The following is a 15,118-nucleotide window of genomic DNA, read 5'->3' on the forward strand; positions in this document are numbered from 1 at the left end:
GGGCACCGGGCACCGGGCACCGGGCACCGGGCACCGGGCACCGGGCACCGGGCACCGGGCACCGGGCACCGGGCACCGGGCACCGGGCACCGGGCACCGGGCAGGCGACCACTTGGGGTGTCGGGCAGTCAAGGCGCGCAGGGCATCGAAGCCGTGCTGTCATGTCTCGCCGCCGGGCGGCTCTCGCTCACCCGACCGGCGCGGGTGCCGCGTGCGCTGGCTGCGGTGTCCGAGTAGGCAGCGTCTCCGAGCAGGTGGGACTGGGCCGCTCGGTTCTCGGTCGAGCTGCGACAGTCCGTAGACGGTCGAGACCGGCGGGGACAGCGCGAAGCGACTGGCGGCACCAGATGACGCTGTCACTGGTGCTGGAGCGCGCGACCGGGGCAAGCCGTGCCATCAGCGCGGGCACATGAAGCAGCCCGCGACGCCCCTGACCAAGCTGGCGACGCGATCCCGAAACTGGTCGGCGCGGCTGTCATGCCCCGCTGCCGGTGCCGCCAGGCACGATCGCCACCCGGCGTGGCCGGGGGCGATGCTGCCGCTATTGCTTGCCCGCGGGCCCCTTGTAGTCGTTGGTGACGATGACGATCAGGCCGGGGCTGGAGTGCTTGATGCCCTGGAAGCGCTCCTCGACCCGCATGCCGAACTCGGTGGCCAGTTGCCGGGCGGCGGCTTCCTGCCCGGGGGCGCCCGGCTCGTAGTAGACCGTCGTGGTGGGGATCGTGCCGCCGGAGTAGTTGCCGGTCTCGGCGATCTGCCAACCCCGGGCGGCCATGTCCTGGCCCGCGGTCGCGGCGAGGCCCTTGATGGTGCTGTTGTTGTAGACGCGGACCGGCTGGTCCTTGGTCGTCGGTCCGCCGCCCGAGTCACCTGGGTTGGACTGACCCGGACCGGGTTCGCCCGCGCCCGGCTGAGCCGGGGCCGACGATTGGGCGGGCGCGGAACTCGTCGCCGGGGGCGCTGTCGTGGTGGGTTGCGACGGCGGCGGCGCGGGCGACTCGGTGCTCGCCTGCGGCGAACTGGTCTCCGGGGGCGGCGCGGGCATGCTTGTAAGGTCGCCGCTGGGCGGTGGCGCGGCCGTCGCGGTGACGGAGGGTGCGTCCGTGGGAAGTCCCACGACGTCGCCGTCGTCGCTGATCAGGGTCACCACTCCGGCGATGGTCGCGGCCGCGGCCACGCCGAGCAGCGCCAAGCCGATGACCCGGCCGGGGCGGGCGGGGCCCGAGGGATCAGTGGTCATCGCGGGTCCATTCCCAGCCGCCGGGCCGAGCGGGCGCGCTGCCTGGTGGCGCGCAATCGGCGCAGCCGCTTGACCAGCATCGGGTCAACCTCCAAGGCCTCGGTTTTCTCGATGAGTTCGTTGAGCACCTGGTAGTAGCGGGTGCTGGACATCTCGAACAGCTCGCGGATGGCCTGCTCCTTGGACCCCGCGTACTTCCACCACTGCCGCTCGAAGGCGAGCATGGCGTGCTCCCGCTCGCTGAGCCCACTACCTGGCCGCGCGGCGTGCGCCGGGCCACGGGAGGTCGGCTTGGCAGGCCGAGAGGGCAACTCAGCGGCGTCCATCTGGCTCCTCGCCTCACGGGTTGGATCCGTGCTCCTACGACAGAATCACACAGGTGTGCTTCTCCCGCGCCATTACACCACGTCACCGCTTCTGGTGATCGTCATGGCCACGGCGCGTCCGGCGTACACAATCTCTACCCTGCCCCTATGACAGTTCACCCGATCCGCATCGTCGGCGACCCCGTCCTGCACCACCCGACGAAACCGATCGAGCGCTTCGATGACGAACTGCGCACCCTGGTCACGGACATGTTCGAGACCATGGCGGCCGCGAACGGCGTCGGCCTCGCGGCCAACCAGATCGGTGTCGACCAGCGGGTCTTCGTCTACGACTGCCCGGACGACGAGGGCGTCCGGCATCGCGGGGTGGTGGTGAACCCGGTGCTGACCACCTCGGAGATCCCTGAAGGCATGCCGGACCCGGACGACGACTATGAAGGCTGCTTGTCGGTCCCCGGCGAGAGCTTCCCCACCGGTCGCGCCAGCTGGGCGAAGGTGACCGGCCAGGACCTGGAGGGGGCGGCGATCGAGGTCGAGGGGACCGGGTTCTTCGCGCGCTGCCTGCAGCATGAGACGGACCACCTGGATGGCTTCCTTTACCTGAACCGGCTGGTGGGGCGGAACCAGCGGGATGCCAAGCGGATGTTGAAGGCGAACAAGTGGGGCGTTCCTGGGTTGTCCTGGAATCCTGCTGAGGTGGGGGATCCGTTCGCTGAGTGAGTCCGGGCGGTGGCTCGCTGGGTGTGGGGGTTGCTCGGTGGGTTCCGTGGTTCCCGGGTTTCGAGGGGTTGCTCGATGGGGTGGAGTGGTTTCTTTGGGGCCCCTACGAAGGAAGATCCCGTCGTGGGAAAGACGGGTGGGGAGCCTTCGGCCCCACGACCACGGCCAGTTTAGGGATCTTCCTTCACCCCCAAAGAAACCACTCCACCCCATCGAGCACCTGGCAGGCTCGGGTTCGGCCTGGCAGGGGGACGGTTCGGGACGGGTGCGGCTTTGTGGGTGTGGGGTTGTCGTGCTCCCTGCTCCGCCCATCCGGCAGTTGGCAGGGCAGGGCTCGGCTGCCAGGAGAACGAGCGCACCCCTTCGTCCCCACCAACTCCTGGCAGAGCCAGGCCAGGTTGACAGAGGCCGAGCGCGGCCCTGCTCTATCTCCCCCTGGCGAAGCCAGGCTCGGGTTGACAGGGGGCGAGCGCGCGCCCTGCTCCACTCCTCCACCCCTGGCGAGGCCAGGCCCGGTCGACAGAAGCCGAGCGCTGCCCTGCTCCCGCCCCTCCCCCTGGCAAAGCCAGGCCCGGTCGACAAAGGCCGAGCGCGGCTCTACTCCACCCCTCCACCCCTGGCAAAGCCAAGCTCAGGTTGGCAGGAAAGCTGGGCGGGGGCGCTGTGCTCCACCTCCGACGCCTGGCCAAGTCGGGCTTGGCTGGCAGGAGGGCGGGCACGCACTTCCTCCAGCACCTCGCAAAGCGAGGCTTGGCCGGTAGGAGCCGCAAGTGCGGCCCCTACTCCACTCCGTTAAGCACCGGGTGAGCTTGAGGTGGGTCTGGTTGGTGGGCTGCGGGGCGGGTGAGCGCGGGGCTGGCTTGGTGGGCGGGCTGGGGATGGCGGGTTGCTGTGTCCTGCCTGGCTTTCTAGGCGACTCCGGTCCCTCAGGCCGCCGTGGGCAGGTGGCCCGGACCGGGGAAATTGGTTGGCGAGCGCGGGGGTGGGCGGCGGACCATCTGGCGATGACCTGGTCCGGTTTCCTTGCCTTTCTCCTCTCATCCCTTGTGCTGGCCATGGTGCCGGGGGTTGGCACCGCCATGTTGATACGGCAGGCGCTCAAGGGTGGGCGGCGGCGGGCGTTGGCGACTGTGGCCGGGATGGAGATGGGAGTGGCGGTGTGGGCGGTGGCGGCCGCCTTTGGGCTGTCCGTGTTGCTGGTGGCCTCCGAGGTGGCTTACCAGGGGCTTCGGATCGTCGGGGTGGTGGTGTTGCTGTGGTTTGGGGTCAAGGCGCTGGTTGGGCGGCATGATCCGGGTGCGGCGCCTGCGGTGGGTGGGTCCGGGTTTCGGGCGGGGCTTCTGGTCAATGTGGCGAATCCCAAGTTGGCCGTGTTCGCGATCTCTTTCCTGCCGCAGTTTGTGGCTCCTGGGGCGGGGCGGTGGGTGTTGGTCGTGCTCGCTGGGCTGTGGGTGGTCGTTGACACGCTCTGGTACTTGCTGATCGTCGCCTTGCTTGGGCGGATCATGGGATGGTTGGGGCGGTCGGCTGTGCGGGCGCGGATGGAGCGGGTGTCGGGTGTGGTGTTGATCGCGTTGGGGGTCCGGCTCGCGGTGGAGAGTTAGGGCGTGGGGGTGCGCCAAGGGAGGTCGGGGAGGGTGGCCATGGCCGTGAGGCTGTCCGCCTCGGCTAGGTCCTCGTGGCGGTTGGCCAGCAGGTGGGTGCGGATCCGTCTGGACTGGCGGGCGGTGGGGGTGGCTCCGGCCAGGACGAACGGTAACGACAGGCGCCAGAAGGCCACGACGCTTTTCCGGCGGTGGCGGGCGGCGCGCAGGGTGGCCACGGCCAGGCGGAGGGCGTGTTCGTTGCGGGTCATGGTTTTGGGGACGGCGGCGTGGTCCCAGGCCCAGCGGTTCTGGTCGGCGTTGGCGCAGCTCATGCAGCCGGGGTTGCCGGTGCCCAGTTCCGCGCGGCAGACGGGGCACGGCACCAGGCGCATCGCCCAGTCCAGGCAGGTCCAGGGGTGGGCGCCCAGATCATCGGCGAGGACGAGGGCGGCCAGTTCGCGTTCCTCTGGGGCGCCCGCTGTGACGCCCTCGCCGTCCAGTAGCGCGGTCCAGTCGGCCCGCCAGTAGGTATCGACACGATCGGCGCAGGTCACACACGTCGGATAGCCGCGGCCGACCAGGTCGCCGCACGCGGGGCACGGCTTGGCCGCGTCGGGTCTGGCCGGGAGCCTGCCTCCCGGCGGGTATGGCTGCGCCATGGTGGGAACCATAGTGCTCACTTGGCAGTCTCGCCGCCGCCGGCTATGGTCGGCTGGACAACTGAAAACCGATCGCGGGAGCTCGCGCCATGGCGGGCTGAGAGGGCGGCTGGTGTCCATTTTCCGGACCCGGCGCCGCCGACCGGATGAACCTGACCGGGTAATGCCGGCGTAGGGAGGATTTTTCGTGACCGCTCTTGACGACCGTTCCGTGCGGCCTACGGTGACCACGGGGCCGATTTCCGGTTCCCGCAAGGAATACCAGGACGTGGGCGACGGTCTGCGCATCCCTGTCCGACGGGTCGAGCTGACCAATGGGGAGCACCTGGACCTCTACGACACGTCGGGGCCGTACACCGACGACAACGCGGTGATCGATGTCCATTCCGGACTTCCCCGGCTCCGCGAGAGCTGGATCACCGAGCGCGAGCCAGTCAACGGCGCGGTGACCCAGTTGGCCTACGCCAAGGCCGGGATCATCACCAAGGAGATGCGGTTCTGCGCCGCGCGGGAGGGCGTCGACCCGGAGTTCGTGCGCTCGGAGGTCGCGATCGGGCGGGCGGTGATCCCGGTCAACCGGTGTCACCCCGAGGTCGAGCCCGCGATCATCGGCAAGAAGTTCCACGTCAAGATCAACGCGAACATCGGCAACTCGGCGGTGTCATCGTCCATTGAGGACGAAGTGGACAAGATGGTGTGGGCGACCCGGTGGGGCGCGGACACCATCATGGACCTCTCGACCGGCAAGCGCATCCACGAGACCCGCGAGTGGATCATGCGCAACTCGCCCGTCCCGGTCGGCACGGTGCCGATCTACCAGGCCCTGGAGAAGGTCGACGGGGACCCCGCCAAGCTGTCCTGGGAGGTCTACCGGGACACCGTGATCGAGCAGTGCGAGCAGGGCGTCGACTACATGACCGTGCACGCGGGCGTGCTGCTGCGCTACGTGCCGCTGACGGCGAAGCGGGTGACCGGCATCGTCTCACGCGGCGGGTCGATCATGGCGGCGTGGTGCCTGGCGCACCACAAGGAAAGCTTCCTCTACACCAACTTCGCCGAGCTGTGCGAGATTCTGCGCACCTACGACGTCACCTTCTCCCTCGGCGACGGCCTGCGCCCCGGCTCCATCGCCGACGCCAACGACGAGGCGCAGTTCGCCGAGCTTCGGACGCTGGGCGAGCTGACGCACATCGCCCGCGCGCACGACGTGCAGGTGATGATCGAGGGACCAGGGCACGTGCCGATGCACAAGATCGCCGAGAACGTCCGGCTCGAAGAAGAACTCTGCGGTGAGGCCCCGTTCTATACGCTCGGTCCACTCGCGACGGACATCGCGCCCGGTTACGACCACATCACCTCGGCGATCGGGGCCGCGCAGATCGGCTGGTTGGGCACCGCGATGCTCTGCTACGTCACCCCCAAGGAGCACCTGGGGCTGCCCAACCGCGACGACGTCAAGGTGGGCGTGATCACCTACAAGATCGCCGCGCACTCCGCCGACCTCGCCAAGGGCCACCCACGCGCCCAGGAACGCGACGACGCGCTTTCCCAGGCGCGCTTCGAGTTCCGGTGGACAGACCAGTTCAACCTCGCCCTCGACCCGGACACCGCCCGGTCGTACCACGACGAGACACTGCCCGCGGAACCGGCGAAGACGGCGCACTTCTGCTCGATGTGCGGGCCGAAGTTCTGCTCGATGAAGATCACCCAGGACGTGCGCAAGTACGCGGAGGAACGCGGACTGTCCTCAGTGGAGGCTATCGAGGCGGGCATGGCCGAGATGTCGGAAGAGTTCGCGGGCAACGGAAACCAGGTCTACCTCCCGGTGGTCGAACGGTGAGCACGCCGCCTCGCACGCTGACCATCGCCGGGTCGGATTCCGGCGGCGGCGCGGGAATCCAAGCCGATCTGCGGGCGTTCTTCGCCTGCGGGGTGCACGGAATGACCGCGATCACGGCGGTGACGGTGCAGAACTCGGTGGGCGTCACCGGGGTGCACACCATTCCTCCGGAGATCGTGGCCGCCCAGATCGAGGCGGTGGCGACCGATATCGGCGTGCAGGCGGCGAAAACCGGGATGCTGGCGACCGCGGAGATCATCTCCGCGGTCGCTGGCGCCTGCGATAGGGTCCAAATAGGACAATCTGGTGTTCCGCTGGTGGTCGATCCCGTGTCGGCGTCGATGCACGGGGACCCGCTGCTGCGCGAGGACGCCCTGGACGCCCTGCGCGGCGAACTGTTCCCGCGCGCGACCCTCATCACCCCGAACCTGGACGAAGTGCGCCTGCTGACCGGAATCGAGGTGCGCTCACACTCCGACCAACGCGACGCGGCGAAGGCCCTCGCCGAATACGGACCGCGGTGGGTGCTGGTCAAGGGCGGCCACCTGTGGGACGACCCGCAATGCCTGGACCTGCTCTACGACGGCCACGAGTTCACCGAGTTCATCGGCCCCCGATTCGACGTGCGACACACCCACGGCAGCGGCGACACCCTGGCGTCCTCGATCACCGCGGCCCTGGCCAAGGGCAACGACATGGTGAGCGCCGTGCGCGCGGGCAAGACCTTCATCATCGAGTCAGTCCGCGCCGCCTACCCACTCGGCCAAGGCGTCGGCCCGGTATCCCCCCTGTGGCGCCTGCCCGACGCGGCCACGTTCCTCACCCCCACTAACCCCACATCCCCGCTGTCCGAGAATTGACAGGTTCTGAGCGAACCGGGAAACGATCCGTTCCCAAATTTTGTCCACCGGAACCCCTCTACCGGCCATACCTCACCAGTGGGATCAGCGACAGCAACAAGGTAAGCACGCAACCTGTTCGCGACGGTTTCCCGCCACCCGACGAGTCCACGGAGCCGGAAGCCGAGGCCCGAACCAGCGGAACCACGAGGCCTGGTCACGCAGGGTTGTGGATCTGACGCCGACTTGACGAGGCGACGTGTGGCAGGCCACATCGCCATACTCGCCGCCGCACTCCTGTGAACGCGGACGAGGTCAGCGACGTCACAGCCTCCTGCACGATCCGTCGCACGGGCGGACCCTCAGTCATCCGCTCCCGCGAATTTCCCGGCCCCCCGAGTGTCGCCGGGCCAAAACCCCCCTTCAGTTGTGAGTCGAGCTAGGCTTTCCGCGTCGATCAACTTCCTCTGAGAGGATCACCGCATCACCTTCTTCGTACGGGCTACGTAGCCGTAGGAACAAGGAGGTGATCATGAAAGAGGACGGGCTCGATGGCTCCGATCCCCCGGAGCAGAGTAATACCGTGAGGCGCGAGCGCCTGGTACAGGCGCTCCGAGCCGCCAGCGGCGTCGCTACCGCGGCCGAGTTGGCAGCCAGAGCAGTGGACGACACAGCCCTGGCGTGGCTTGCCAGGGCCGTGTCGGTATCACTCGCCGGTGTGGCGCGTTACCTTGACCGGAAGCGCCACACGCGGTAACTCGCAGAGGTCGGTGATCCATGCAAGCCAGCTTGGGTCACCGACCTCTTCGGGTTGCATCGCCACCTGCGGCCCAAACGCTTCCCCATGGTCCCGATGAGCCAAGGAGGCGCAACGCAAAGTTTGCTCTTACACCCTCTGCATCGATGCCTAGATTTACCGGTAGCACCCGGTCGGGTGAATGTGAGCTGCGTCACTATATCGGTTCAGTAGGCGGCACCTAGCAGTACAGCCGAGGGGGTTCATCCCGACACCGGCCCAACTCTCCGGATGTGGTCCAATCTGCCCTCAACCCTCGGGCTAACCGCATCGGCTTATGTCCAAACTGGAGCTACTGTGTCAATGTATAGTTGACATACGGTGTCAATGAACCATTGACGCGATCCCGCTGAAGTTGCTGAGCCAGAGGGAACGGTTCTCATGCGCCCGTCGTTGTCGAAGCCCCAACCGGACCAGGACTTGCCCATCCGATCGTTACGGACACTGCTGGCTCGGGCTCTCAGGGTTAAGCGGGTGGACCGCGAGAACACGTTCTCCCTACTCGAACGTGTGCACGCGCGTTTCAGGTCGTCCAGCAATCAGTTACGCCCATCACGTCTCGAACTACTGTTGGCACTGCGCTTGGTCTCCCCGGTGCGTTCTGAGATCGACCGCTTGGAGATGGGACTGATCCAAGATGCTCGATCGGCGGGCCTGTCCTGGGCTGAGATCGCCAATGTCCTGGGACTGCGCAGCCGTCAGGCAGCTGAACAGCGATTTCTGCGCTTGCAGGCAGCCAGCCAACGCGCTGAAGACGCGGGCAGTCCCATGCCCCGCGATCCTGACGCGGTACGTCACGCCCACCAACAAAAGAAGCAGTGGACCGCCCTGCTCCGCAGTCGCGAAGAGCTGTTGCGTGGACTCGCTGAGGAGTTGCTCAACTACGCGGCAGGCCGAGAACCCGTCAGTGCCGCGCAAAACCCGCTGTCTCTGAGCATCAACGCCAGGCTGCGCGCCCTGCGGCAACTAGCGGACGACGTCAACGACAGCTCACTGAACGCGATCTTCCAACATCTGATCGTGATCACCACGACTCTCGACCGCGTCGAAGCCACGGCGGACATGCCCGTCCAGTTGGTCTCGTCCTTGGAAATCCTCAGACAGTTCGCCATGGAACAGGAACTAAGCAACCAACTCCCCTCAGCCTTGGTCCCGATAGTGCAACGACTCTACGATGCCGAGGCTGGGACCGACCTGGATTGACTTCAGCTGAACAGTCACGGTGGCGGGCTGACGCCACCGGCCCGTCATTGGCGTTGAGGTAGGACTAGAGACGAGGAACAGATTCCCTGGGTTTTGGTTCCTCGGCGAGGAGAGCTTCGAGGACCGGGATGGCCTCGACCAGGAGGGCTCGGTCGGCTGGGGGGAGGCTGTCGAGGCGGCGGCCTAGTTCCTGGACGCGGGTGGAGCGGACGCCGGAGACCATGCGGGTGCCGTCGTCGGTGGCCATGACCAGCCAGGCCCTGCGGTCCGCCGGGTCAGGTTGGCGGCGGACATAGCCGGATTCGACGAGGCTGGCGACGATGCGGGACATGGTGGGGGCGGCCACGCCCTCCTTGGCGGCGAGGTCGCCCAGGCGCAGTTCGCCGCAGCCCACCAGGGTGGACAGGGCGGAGATGGAACCGTGGCCGAGGCCGGGGCTTCCGGAACGGCGCAGCGAGCGGGACAGGCGCCCGATCGCGAGGTACAGGCGCGCGGGGATGTCGCCGACGGCGGGCTCGGTGGCCGAGGTCGTCATACCTCATTGTGCCGGGATAGCCGAGCGCAGCGACGGGGAGGGCTCCGCGCTCAGCGGGATACGGCCTGCGGAACGGGCGAGGCAGCCCACGGTCGGGGCGATTCGACGGGAGGGCTCCAGGGCTGCGGCTTGCCAAGTGGCCCACGACCACCGGGACGTGGTGTGCCAGCATCGGTGGGCAGGGCGGCCGGGGTCAGCGCAGAACACCGCGAGATCCGACGGTAGGACCCATGCGGCAGCCCGCCTACCAACGCCCCAGCAGCTCGCGAACTCGGCGGGCCGCGAACCACGACCGCCGCGATGCGCGTGCCCGAACCGGAGGAAAGAGCGACAGAGGTAGCCGAGGCCAGCGGGTCCGCTGGGACGCTTGGGCCCAAAACACCCGAGATCCGACCGACAGAACCCGTACAGCAGCCCCCCACCAACGTTCGGCAGCCCACAAAATCGGCGGGTCGCGGCGCGGTGTGGCGGAATCGGTGGGTGGGGCGGCTGGGTCAGCGGGGTGGGCTGGAGGCTTGGGCCCAGAAGCGCTGGGGGATCCGGCCCGCGGAGCGGGCTAGGCGGCCTGCGACTACCGCGGAGCGCATGGCGGTGGCCATTTTCTCTGGATCGGTCGCGCGGGTGACGGCGGTGGCCAGGAGGACCGCGGCGCAGCCCAGTTCCATGGCCAGGGCCGCGTCGGACGCGGTGCCGATGCCTGCGTCGAGGATTACTGGGACGCCTGCGCGGGCGACGATTAGTTCGATGTTGTGCGGGTTGCGGATGCCCAGGCCGGTGCCGATGGGGGAGCCGAGCGGCATGACGGCGGCGCAGCCCGCTTCCTCCAGGCGCAGGGCCAGGACGGGGTCGTCGTTGGTGTAGGGCAGCACCACGAAACCATCCGCGACGAGGGTGGTGGCGGCGTCGAGGAGTTCTACCGGGTCCGGGAGCAGGGTGCGGTCGTCGGCGATGACCTCCAGTTTGATCCAGTTGGTGCCCAGGGCCTCGCGGGCTAGGCGCGCGGTGAGGACGGCCTCGGCGGCGGTGCGGCAGCCCGCGGTGTTGGGCAGTGGGTCGATTCCCAGGCGCCGCAGGACATCGAGGATGCCGGAGCCGCCTTGGGTGTCGACGCGGCGCAGGGACACGGTGGTCAGCTCGGTGCCAGAGGCCACCAGGGCGCGTTCGAGGACGGCGAGGTTCGCCGCGCCGCCGGTGCCGGTGATGAGCCGGGAGGAGTACTCCCGGTCGGCGATGACCAGTGGGTCGTCCATGTGTCAGCCTCCCTGGACCGCGGTGAGCACTTCCAGCGCCGCCCCGGCGGGCACCGGTGTCTCGGCGTGTTCGGCGCGGGGCACCACTTCGCCGTCGAGGGCCACGGCGATCCCGGACGCGGGCAGGGTGAGCGCGGCGAGCACGTCGGCGACGGTGGCTCCCTCGGCGACCTCGTGCTGCTCGCCGTTGACCTCGATTCTCATCGCGGCACCTCCTGGCTCGTCGGGGAATGGCGGTGGAAGCGGGCGGGGTCGGCGGCGCGGACGTGCGCGGGCAGCGGTTCGCCGCGCAGCAGGGACCGGACGGCGGCGGCGGTGACGGGGGCCAGCAGCAGGCCGTTGCGATGGTGGGCGGTCGCGGCGACAACCCCGGGGGCTACGGGGCCGATCAGTGGCAGGTTGTCGAGGCTGCCCGCGCGCAGGCCCGCCGCTGTCTCGGTGAGGGCGTACTCGGCGATGCCGGGCAGGACGCGGGTGGCGTCGGCCAGCAGGTCGCGCACGCCGCCAGCGGTGACCTCGGTGTCGAAGCCGACATCGTGCTGTGTGGCGCCGAGAACCAGTTCGCCGCCTTCGCGGGGGACCAGGTAGACCGGGCGGGACTCGACCAGGGCGCGGATTGTCCTGGTGGGCGGCGGAAGCGCGGACGGGCGGGCGCGCAGGCGCAGGATCTCGCCCTTCACCGGGCGGACCAACCCGGCCAGGGCGGGGTGCAGGGCGGCGCTCCACGCGCCCGCGGCGATGACCGCGACCGCGCAGTCCACAGTGGACCCCTCTAGGTCCACGGCCCCGGTGCGCACGGCCACGGCTTTGGCTGTGACGAACCGCACGCCGGACTTCTCCGCCGCGGTGATCAGCGCGCGAAGCAGGTCCCGGGTGTCCACAGCCAGATCGCCGGGTACTGACAGTCCACTTCGGACACCAGGGCCGAGGCCGGGTTCCAGCGCGCGCAGCTCACGGCCGGTGAGACGGGCCACGTCTTGGCCGTGCTCGCGCAGGTAGGCGGCGAGGACGTCCAGCGCGCCCGCGTCGGCGGAATCCACCGCGACGGCCAGGGTCCCGTCGTGGCGGAGTCGGGGGTCACCGCCGATCTCGGCCAGCCGGGCGGCGAACGCGGGCCACAGCGCGAGCGAGGCCCGCCCCAGGGCCAGCACATCGTCCTCCCCCGGCCAGGACTCGGTGACCGGGGCCAACATGCCGCCCGCCACCCACGACGCGCCGCTCGCCGGGGCCGGGTCGACCAAGACCACATCGTGGCCCGCCTCGGCGAGCGACCACGCCACGGACAGGCCGATGACGCCGCCGCCCACGACGGCGACGCGCCCGTCTGCCACTTCTGTCACCACATCATCACGCTCCCTGCGCCGGCATGACCCGGATCAGGTTCGACGGTCGGAGCGCTTCCAGCTCCCTCTCAGCCCGTGGCCCGGACTCCCGTGCGACCGGCTTCCACCGTAGCGCAGGCGCTAGCGTCACCTCCATGCCAGGACTCGACGGGGACCAGATCAGGCGCAGGCTCGCCGACGCGCGGCTCTACCTGTGCACCGACGCGCGCGCCGACCGGGGCGACTTGGCCGAGTTCGCCGACGCCGCGCTCGCGGGCGGGGTGGACATCGTGCAGCTGCGGGACAAGCGGCTGGAAGCGGGGCCGGAGCTGCGGGCGCTGGCGGCGCTTGCCGAGGTGTGCGCCGCGCACGGCGCGCTGCTGTCGGTGAACGACCGCGCGGACGTGGCCCTGGCCGCGGGCGCGGACGTGCTGCACCTGGGCCAGGACGACCTGCCGGTGCCGCTGGCCCGCCGCATCGTCGGCGACGACGTGGTCATCGGCCGCTCGACCCATGACCGCGCCCAAGCCGCGGCGGCGGCCGACGAGCCGGGCGTGGACTACTTCTGCACTGGCCCGTGCTGGCCGACACCTACCAAGCCGGGCCGCGCCGCGCCGGGGCTGGACCTGGTGCGGGCCACCGCGGACAGCGCGCCCGCGCGGCCGTGGTTCGCCATCGGTGGCATCGACGCCGAGCGGCTGCCGAGGGTGCTCGGGGCTGGGGCGAGCCGGGTGGTCGTCGTGCGCGCCATCACCGAGGCTGAGGACCCCAGGGCGGCGGCGGAGACCCTGTCGGCCGCGCTGCGCGGCTGAGTTCGCGCCGTTCACCCAGTGGGCGTGGGGGCGGTGGGGGTGACCGAGGGCTGCGGTGTGGCGCTGACCGTGGCCGAGGGTGGGGCGCTGGTCGTGGTCGTAGTGGTGGTGGTCGTCGTCGGGGACGCCGAGTCGGTGGGCGTGGTGGTCGTCGTCGGGGGCGGTGAGCCCGCGGGCGGCGGGGAGGCCGGGGGCTGGGCGCTCTGGGTGACCGTGACCGTGCTGGTCGGGGCCGGGGTGGGCCGTGGGGCGGGGCGGTTGACCAGGCCGCCGACTGTGGTGCCGCCTTGGCCGCCGCCGGACAGCGGCTCGCCGCGGACCCATTCGAGGCCGGTGACGACCGCCATGCCCAGGACGAACGCGAGCACCCCGGCCGCGGCCAGCGCGATGATCCGCCTGCGCTTGGCTGGTTCAGAGGCGGCAGGCTCGGCGTCGTCGGCCGGGGGTTCGGTAGACGCCTCCGGCGGGTCGCTGGGAGGTTCGCGCACCGACACCACCGTGCCGTGGTGGGACACGACACGGGAAATCAGGGTTTCGCGGGTGCGGTCCAGCGACTTGAGGTACAGCGCGCCGCCGACGGTGCTGATCACGCTGGCGACGGCGGCGCCGATCACGGTGCCCGCCACGCCCAGGGTGGACCCGAGGACGGCAGCTGTCGCGGCCGCGAGCGCTCCTGCGACGACCTGGCTGAACCGCAGGCGTTCGGTCTTCTTCTCCTCGCTCATGATTCCGTTCTGTTGTTGCTGGTCTCGTTCCGACTGACGGGTGACACCCGCCTAGGGTTGACCAGAAGTGAGCACCGCTACACATTCTCTGTCCACTGTGGACTCGGAAATCTGGTGCACACTGGAGATGTGAACCTCGTTACCGTCGACGACATCGAAGCCGCCGCCGCTCGACTCCACGGTGTGGCCGTGCGCACGCCGCTGGTGCCGTGCCTGTGGGGCGACCCGGACCGTCCACTGTGGCTCAAACCGGAGAACTTGCAGCCGGTGGGGGCGTTCAAGATCCGGGGCGCGTACAACGCGGTGGCCAGGCTCACCGAACAGCAGCGCGCCCGCGGGGTGGTGGCCTACTCCAGTGGCAACCACGCGCAAGCGGTGGCCTACGCGGCGCGGGAGTTCGGGATTCGGTCGTGGATCGTGGTTCCGGAAGGCACGCCGCGGGTCAAAATCGATGCTACCCGCGCGCTGGGGGCGGAGGTCGTGCTCGTCGCCGCCGGTCAGCGGGAGGCGCGGGCCTACGAGATCGTGGCGGAGCGGGGGGCGGTGCTGATACCGCCGTTCGACCACCCCGACGTGATCGCCGGACAGGGGACCGTCGGGCTGGAGATCGTGGCCGACCTCGCTGAGGTGGACCTGGTTCTCGTGCCGGTCAGCGGCGGCGGGTTGATCTCGGGGATCGCGGCGGCGGTCAAGGGACTGCGGCCTGCGGCCCAGGTGTGGGCGGTCGAGCCGGAGTTGGCCGCGGACACGGCGGCGAGCCTGCGGGCCGGTCACCTGGTGTCGTGGCCGGTCGAGGACCGCGACCGCACGATCGCCGACGGGCTGCGCAGCCAGCCGTCGGAGCTGACGTTCGCGCACCAGCGGGCACTCGTGGACGGGATCGTGACCGTCGCCGAGGACGAGATCCGACACGCCGTCGCCGTGCTCGCGCACCGCGCGAACCTGGTCGCCGAACCCAGCGGCGCGGTCGCGACGGCCGCGTACCTGCACCACGCCGACGAACTGCCCCGGGGGCGGACGGTCGCGGTGGTCTCCGGCGGCAATATCGACCCGGCGGCCCTCGCGGCGCTGTTGGCCTGACTCGGGTGGGGCTGGCTTGTGGGGCAGGCTCGGTAGGTCTTGCTGGGGGCAGACTGGATGGGCCTGCCTCAGCGGCCCGATTCGATGGGCGGGCCCGGTGGCCTAGCTTGTGAGCCTGGCTCGGTAGGTCGGGCTCTGCGCCTGGCTCAGCGGCCTGCCTCGGTGAGCTGCCTCAGCGGCCTGAG

At 69.7% G+C, this 15,118-nt stretch carries 16 protein-coding genes and 1 riboswitch; of the genes, 8 read left to right on the plus strand and 8 right to left on the minus strand.

Going from position 1 to position 15,118, the window contains the following annotated elements:
* The coding region (locus ACZ6SD_RS05635; protein ID WP_465315725.1) for a hypothetical protein at positions 1-237 on the plus strand (237 nt) is incomplete at its 5' end.
* 304 nt (positions 238-541) lie between these two features.
* On the opposite strand, the gene ACZ6SD_RS05640 is transcribed toward ACZ6SD_RS05635, so the two are convergent.
* Positions 542-1,240, minus strand: a complete 699-nt coding sequence (locus ACZ6SD_RS05640) for a LytR C-terminal domain-containing protein (protein ID WP_465315726.1) — start codon at positions 1,238-1,240, stop codon at positions 542-544.
* Entirely contained in the window at positions 1,237-1,566 is a 330-nt protein-coding gene (locus ACZ6SD_RS05645) for a DUF3263 domain-containing protein (RefSeq protein ID WP_465315727.1), read from the minus strand. The genes ACZ6SD_RS05640 and ACZ6SD_RS05645 overlap by 4 nt, the downstream gene beginning before the upstream one ends.
* Positions 1,567-1,713: 147 nt before the next feature.
* Here ACZ6SD_RS05645 and ACZ6SD_RS05650 point away from each other — a divergent pair, with 147 nt between their 5' ends.
* Together ACZ6SD_RS05650 and ACZ6SD_RS05655 are read left to right on the plus strand one after the other, a co-directional pair.
* A complete protein-coding gene (locus ACZ6SD_RS05650; RefSeq protein WP_465315728.1) occupies positions 1,714-2,286 on the plus strand; it encodes a peptide deformylase in 573 nt (190 codons plus the stop codon).
* 1,004 nt (positions 2,287-3,290) lie between these two features.
* Positions 3,291-3,890: a LysE family translocator gene (locus ACZ6SD_RS05655; RefSeq protein ID WP_465315729.1), complete on the plus strand. Its 600-nt coding sequence runs from the start codon at positions 3,291-3,293 to the stop codon at positions 3,888-3,890.
* Here ACZ6SD_RS05655 and ACZ6SD_RS05660 read toward each other — a convergent pair.
* Entirely contained in the window at positions 3,887-4,531 is a 645-nt protein-coding gene (locus tag ACZ6SD_RS05660) for a hypothetical protein (protein ID WP_465315730.1), read from the minus strand. The genes ACZ6SD_RS05655 and ACZ6SD_RS05660 overlap by 4 nt on opposite strands.
* A 187-nt stretch (positions 4,532-4,718) precedes the next feature.
* On the opposite strand from ACZ6SD_RS05660, the gene thiC reads away from it, so the two are divergent.
* From thiC to ACZ6SD_RS05675, 3 genes are all read left to right on the plus strand, one after another.
* Positions 4,719-6,371 (plus strand): phosphomethylpyrimidine synthase ThiC, encoded by a 1,653-nt coding sequence (gene thiC / locus ACZ6SD_RS05665; RefSeq protein WP_465315731.1) that lies wholly within the window; start codon positions 4,719-4,721, stop codon positions 6,369-6,371.
* On the plus strand, positions 6,368-7,231 hold the full coding sequence (thiD, locus tag ACZ6SD_RS05670) for a bifunctional hydroxymethylpyrimidine kinase/phosphomethylpyrimidine kinase (protein WP_465315732.1): 864 nt from the start codon (positions 6,368-6,370) through the stop codon (positions 7,229-7,231). Before thiC ends, thiD begins: the two co-directional genes overlap by 4 nt.
* A gap of 1,249 nt (positions 7,232-8,480) precedes the next feature.
* Positions 8,481-9,209: a hypothetical protein gene (locus tag ACZ6SD_RS05675; RefSeq protein ID WP_465315733.1), complete on the plus strand. Its 729-nt coding sequence runs from the start codon at positions 8,481-8,483 to the stop codon at positions 9,207-9,209.
* A gap of 64 nt (positions 9,210-9,273) precedes the next feature.
* Here ACZ6SD_RS05675 and ACZ6SD_RS05680 read toward each other — a convergent pair whose 3' ends face one another.
* The 4 genes from ACZ6SD_RS05680 to thiO form a co-directional block, all read right to left on the minus strand.
* The gene (locus ACZ6SD_RS05680) at positions 9,274-9,744 is read right to left on the minus strand and encodes a MarR family winged helix-turn-helix transcriptional regulator (RefSeq protein WP_465315734.1); all 471 of its coding nucleotides are present in this window, start codon (positions 9,742-9,744) and stop codon (positions 9,274-9,276) included.
* A gap of 494 nt (positions 9,745-10,238) precedes the next feature.
* Complete coding sequence (gene thiG / locus ACZ6SD_RS05685; RefSeq protein ID WP_465315735.1) at positions 10,239-10,994, minus strand: thiazole synthase; 756 nt, start codon at positions 10,992-10,994, stop codon at positions 10,239-10,241.
* Positions 10,995-10,997: 3 nt separating this feature from the next.
* A complete protein-coding gene (thiS, locus tag ACZ6SD_RS05690) occupies positions 10,998-11,198 on the minus strand; it encodes a sulfur carrier protein ThiS (protein WP_465315736.1) in 201 nt (66 codons plus the stop codon).
* The gene (gene thiO / locus ACZ6SD_RS05695; RefSeq protein WP_465315887.1) at positions 11,195-12,325 is read right to left on the minus strand and encodes a glycine oxidase ThiO; all 1,131 of its coding nucleotides are present in this window, start codon (positions 12,323-12,325) and stop codon (positions 11,195-11,197) included. Before thiO ends, thiS begins: the two co-directional genes overlap by 4 nt.
* 5 nt (positions 12,326-12,330) lie before the next feature.
* A riboswitch (TPP riboswitch) is annotated at positions 12,331-12,439 on the minus strand.
* A 32-nt stretch (positions 12,440-12,471) separates the two neighbouring features.
* Between thiO and thiE the strand changes: the two genes are divergently transcribed.
* The gene (gene thiE, locus ACZ6SD_RS05700; RefSeq protein ID WP_465315737.1) at positions 12,472-13,128 is read left to right on the plus strand and encodes a thiamine phosphate synthase; all 657 of its coding nucleotides are present in this window, start codon (positions 12,472-12,474) and stop codon (positions 13,126-13,128) included.
* Between the two features lie 11 nt (positions 13,129-13,139).
* Here thiE and ACZ6SD_RS05705 read toward each other — a convergent pair whose 3' ends face one another.
* Positions 13,140-13,853 carry a hypothetical protein gene (locus ACZ6SD_RS05705; RefSeq protein ID WP_465315738.1) on the minus strand — a complete coding sequence of 238 codons (714 nt, stop codon included), beginning with the start codon at positions 13,851-13,853 and terminating at the stop codon, positions 13,140-13,142.
* 129 nt (positions 13,854-13,982) lie between these two features.
* On the opposite strand from ACZ6SD_RS05705, the gene ACZ6SD_RS05710 reads away from it, so the two are divergent.
* Positions 13,983-14,933 (plus strand): threonine ammonia-lyase, encoded by a 951-nt coding sequence (locus ACZ6SD_RS05710; protein ID WP_465315739.1) that lies wholly within the window; start codon positions 13,983-13,985, stop codon positions 14,931-14,933.
* Positions 14,934-15,118 lie beyond the last annotated feature (185 nt).

The organism is Actinokineospora sp. NPDC051303 (genome assembly GCF_055586285.1).

Excerpts from the sequence above, each read along its gene's own strand:
- ACZ6SD_RS05640 (WP_465315726.1), bottom strand. The coding sequence starts at position 1,240 with ATGACCACTGATCCCTCGGGCCCCGCCCGCCCCGGCCGGGTCATCGGC.
- ACZ6SD_RS05645 (WP_465315727.1), bottom strand. The coding sequence starts at position 1,566 with ATGGACGCCGCTGAGTTGCCCTCTCGGCCTGCCAAGCCGACCTCCCGT.
- ACZ6SD_RS05650 (WP_465315728.1), top strand. The coding sequence starts at position 1,714 with ATGACAGTTCACCCGATCCGCATCGTCGGCGACCCCGTCCTGCACCAC.
- ACZ6SD_RS05655 (WP_465315729.1), top strand. The coding sequence starts at position 3,291 with ATGACCTGGTCCGGTTTCCTTGCCTTTCTCCTCTCATCCCTTGTGCTG.
- ACZ6SD_RS05660 (WP_465315730.1), bottom strand. The coding sequence starts at position 4,531 with ATGGCGCAGCCATACCCGCCGGGAGGCAGGCTCCCGGCCAGACCCGAC.
- ACZ6SD_RS05680 (WP_465315734.1), bottom strand. The coding sequence starts at position 9,744 with ATGACGACCTCGGCCACCGAGCCCGCCGTCGGCGACATCCCCGCGCGC.
- thiG (WP_465315735.1), bottom strand. The coding sequence starts at position 10,994 with ATGGACGACCCACTGGTCATCGCCGACCGGGAGTACTCCTCCCGGCTC.
- thiS (WP_465315736.1), bottom strand. The coding sequence starts at position 11,198 with ATGAGAATCGAGGTCAACGGCGAGCAGCACGAGGTCGCCGAGGGAGCC.
- thiE (WP_465315737.1), top strand. The coding sequence starts at position 12,472 with ATGCCAGGACTCGACGGGGACCAGATCAGGCGCAGGCTCGCCGACGCG.
- ACZ6SD_RS05705 (WP_465315738.1), bottom strand. The coding sequence starts at position 13,853 with ATGAGCGAGGAGAAGAAGACCGAACGCCTGCGGTTCAGCCAGGTCGTC.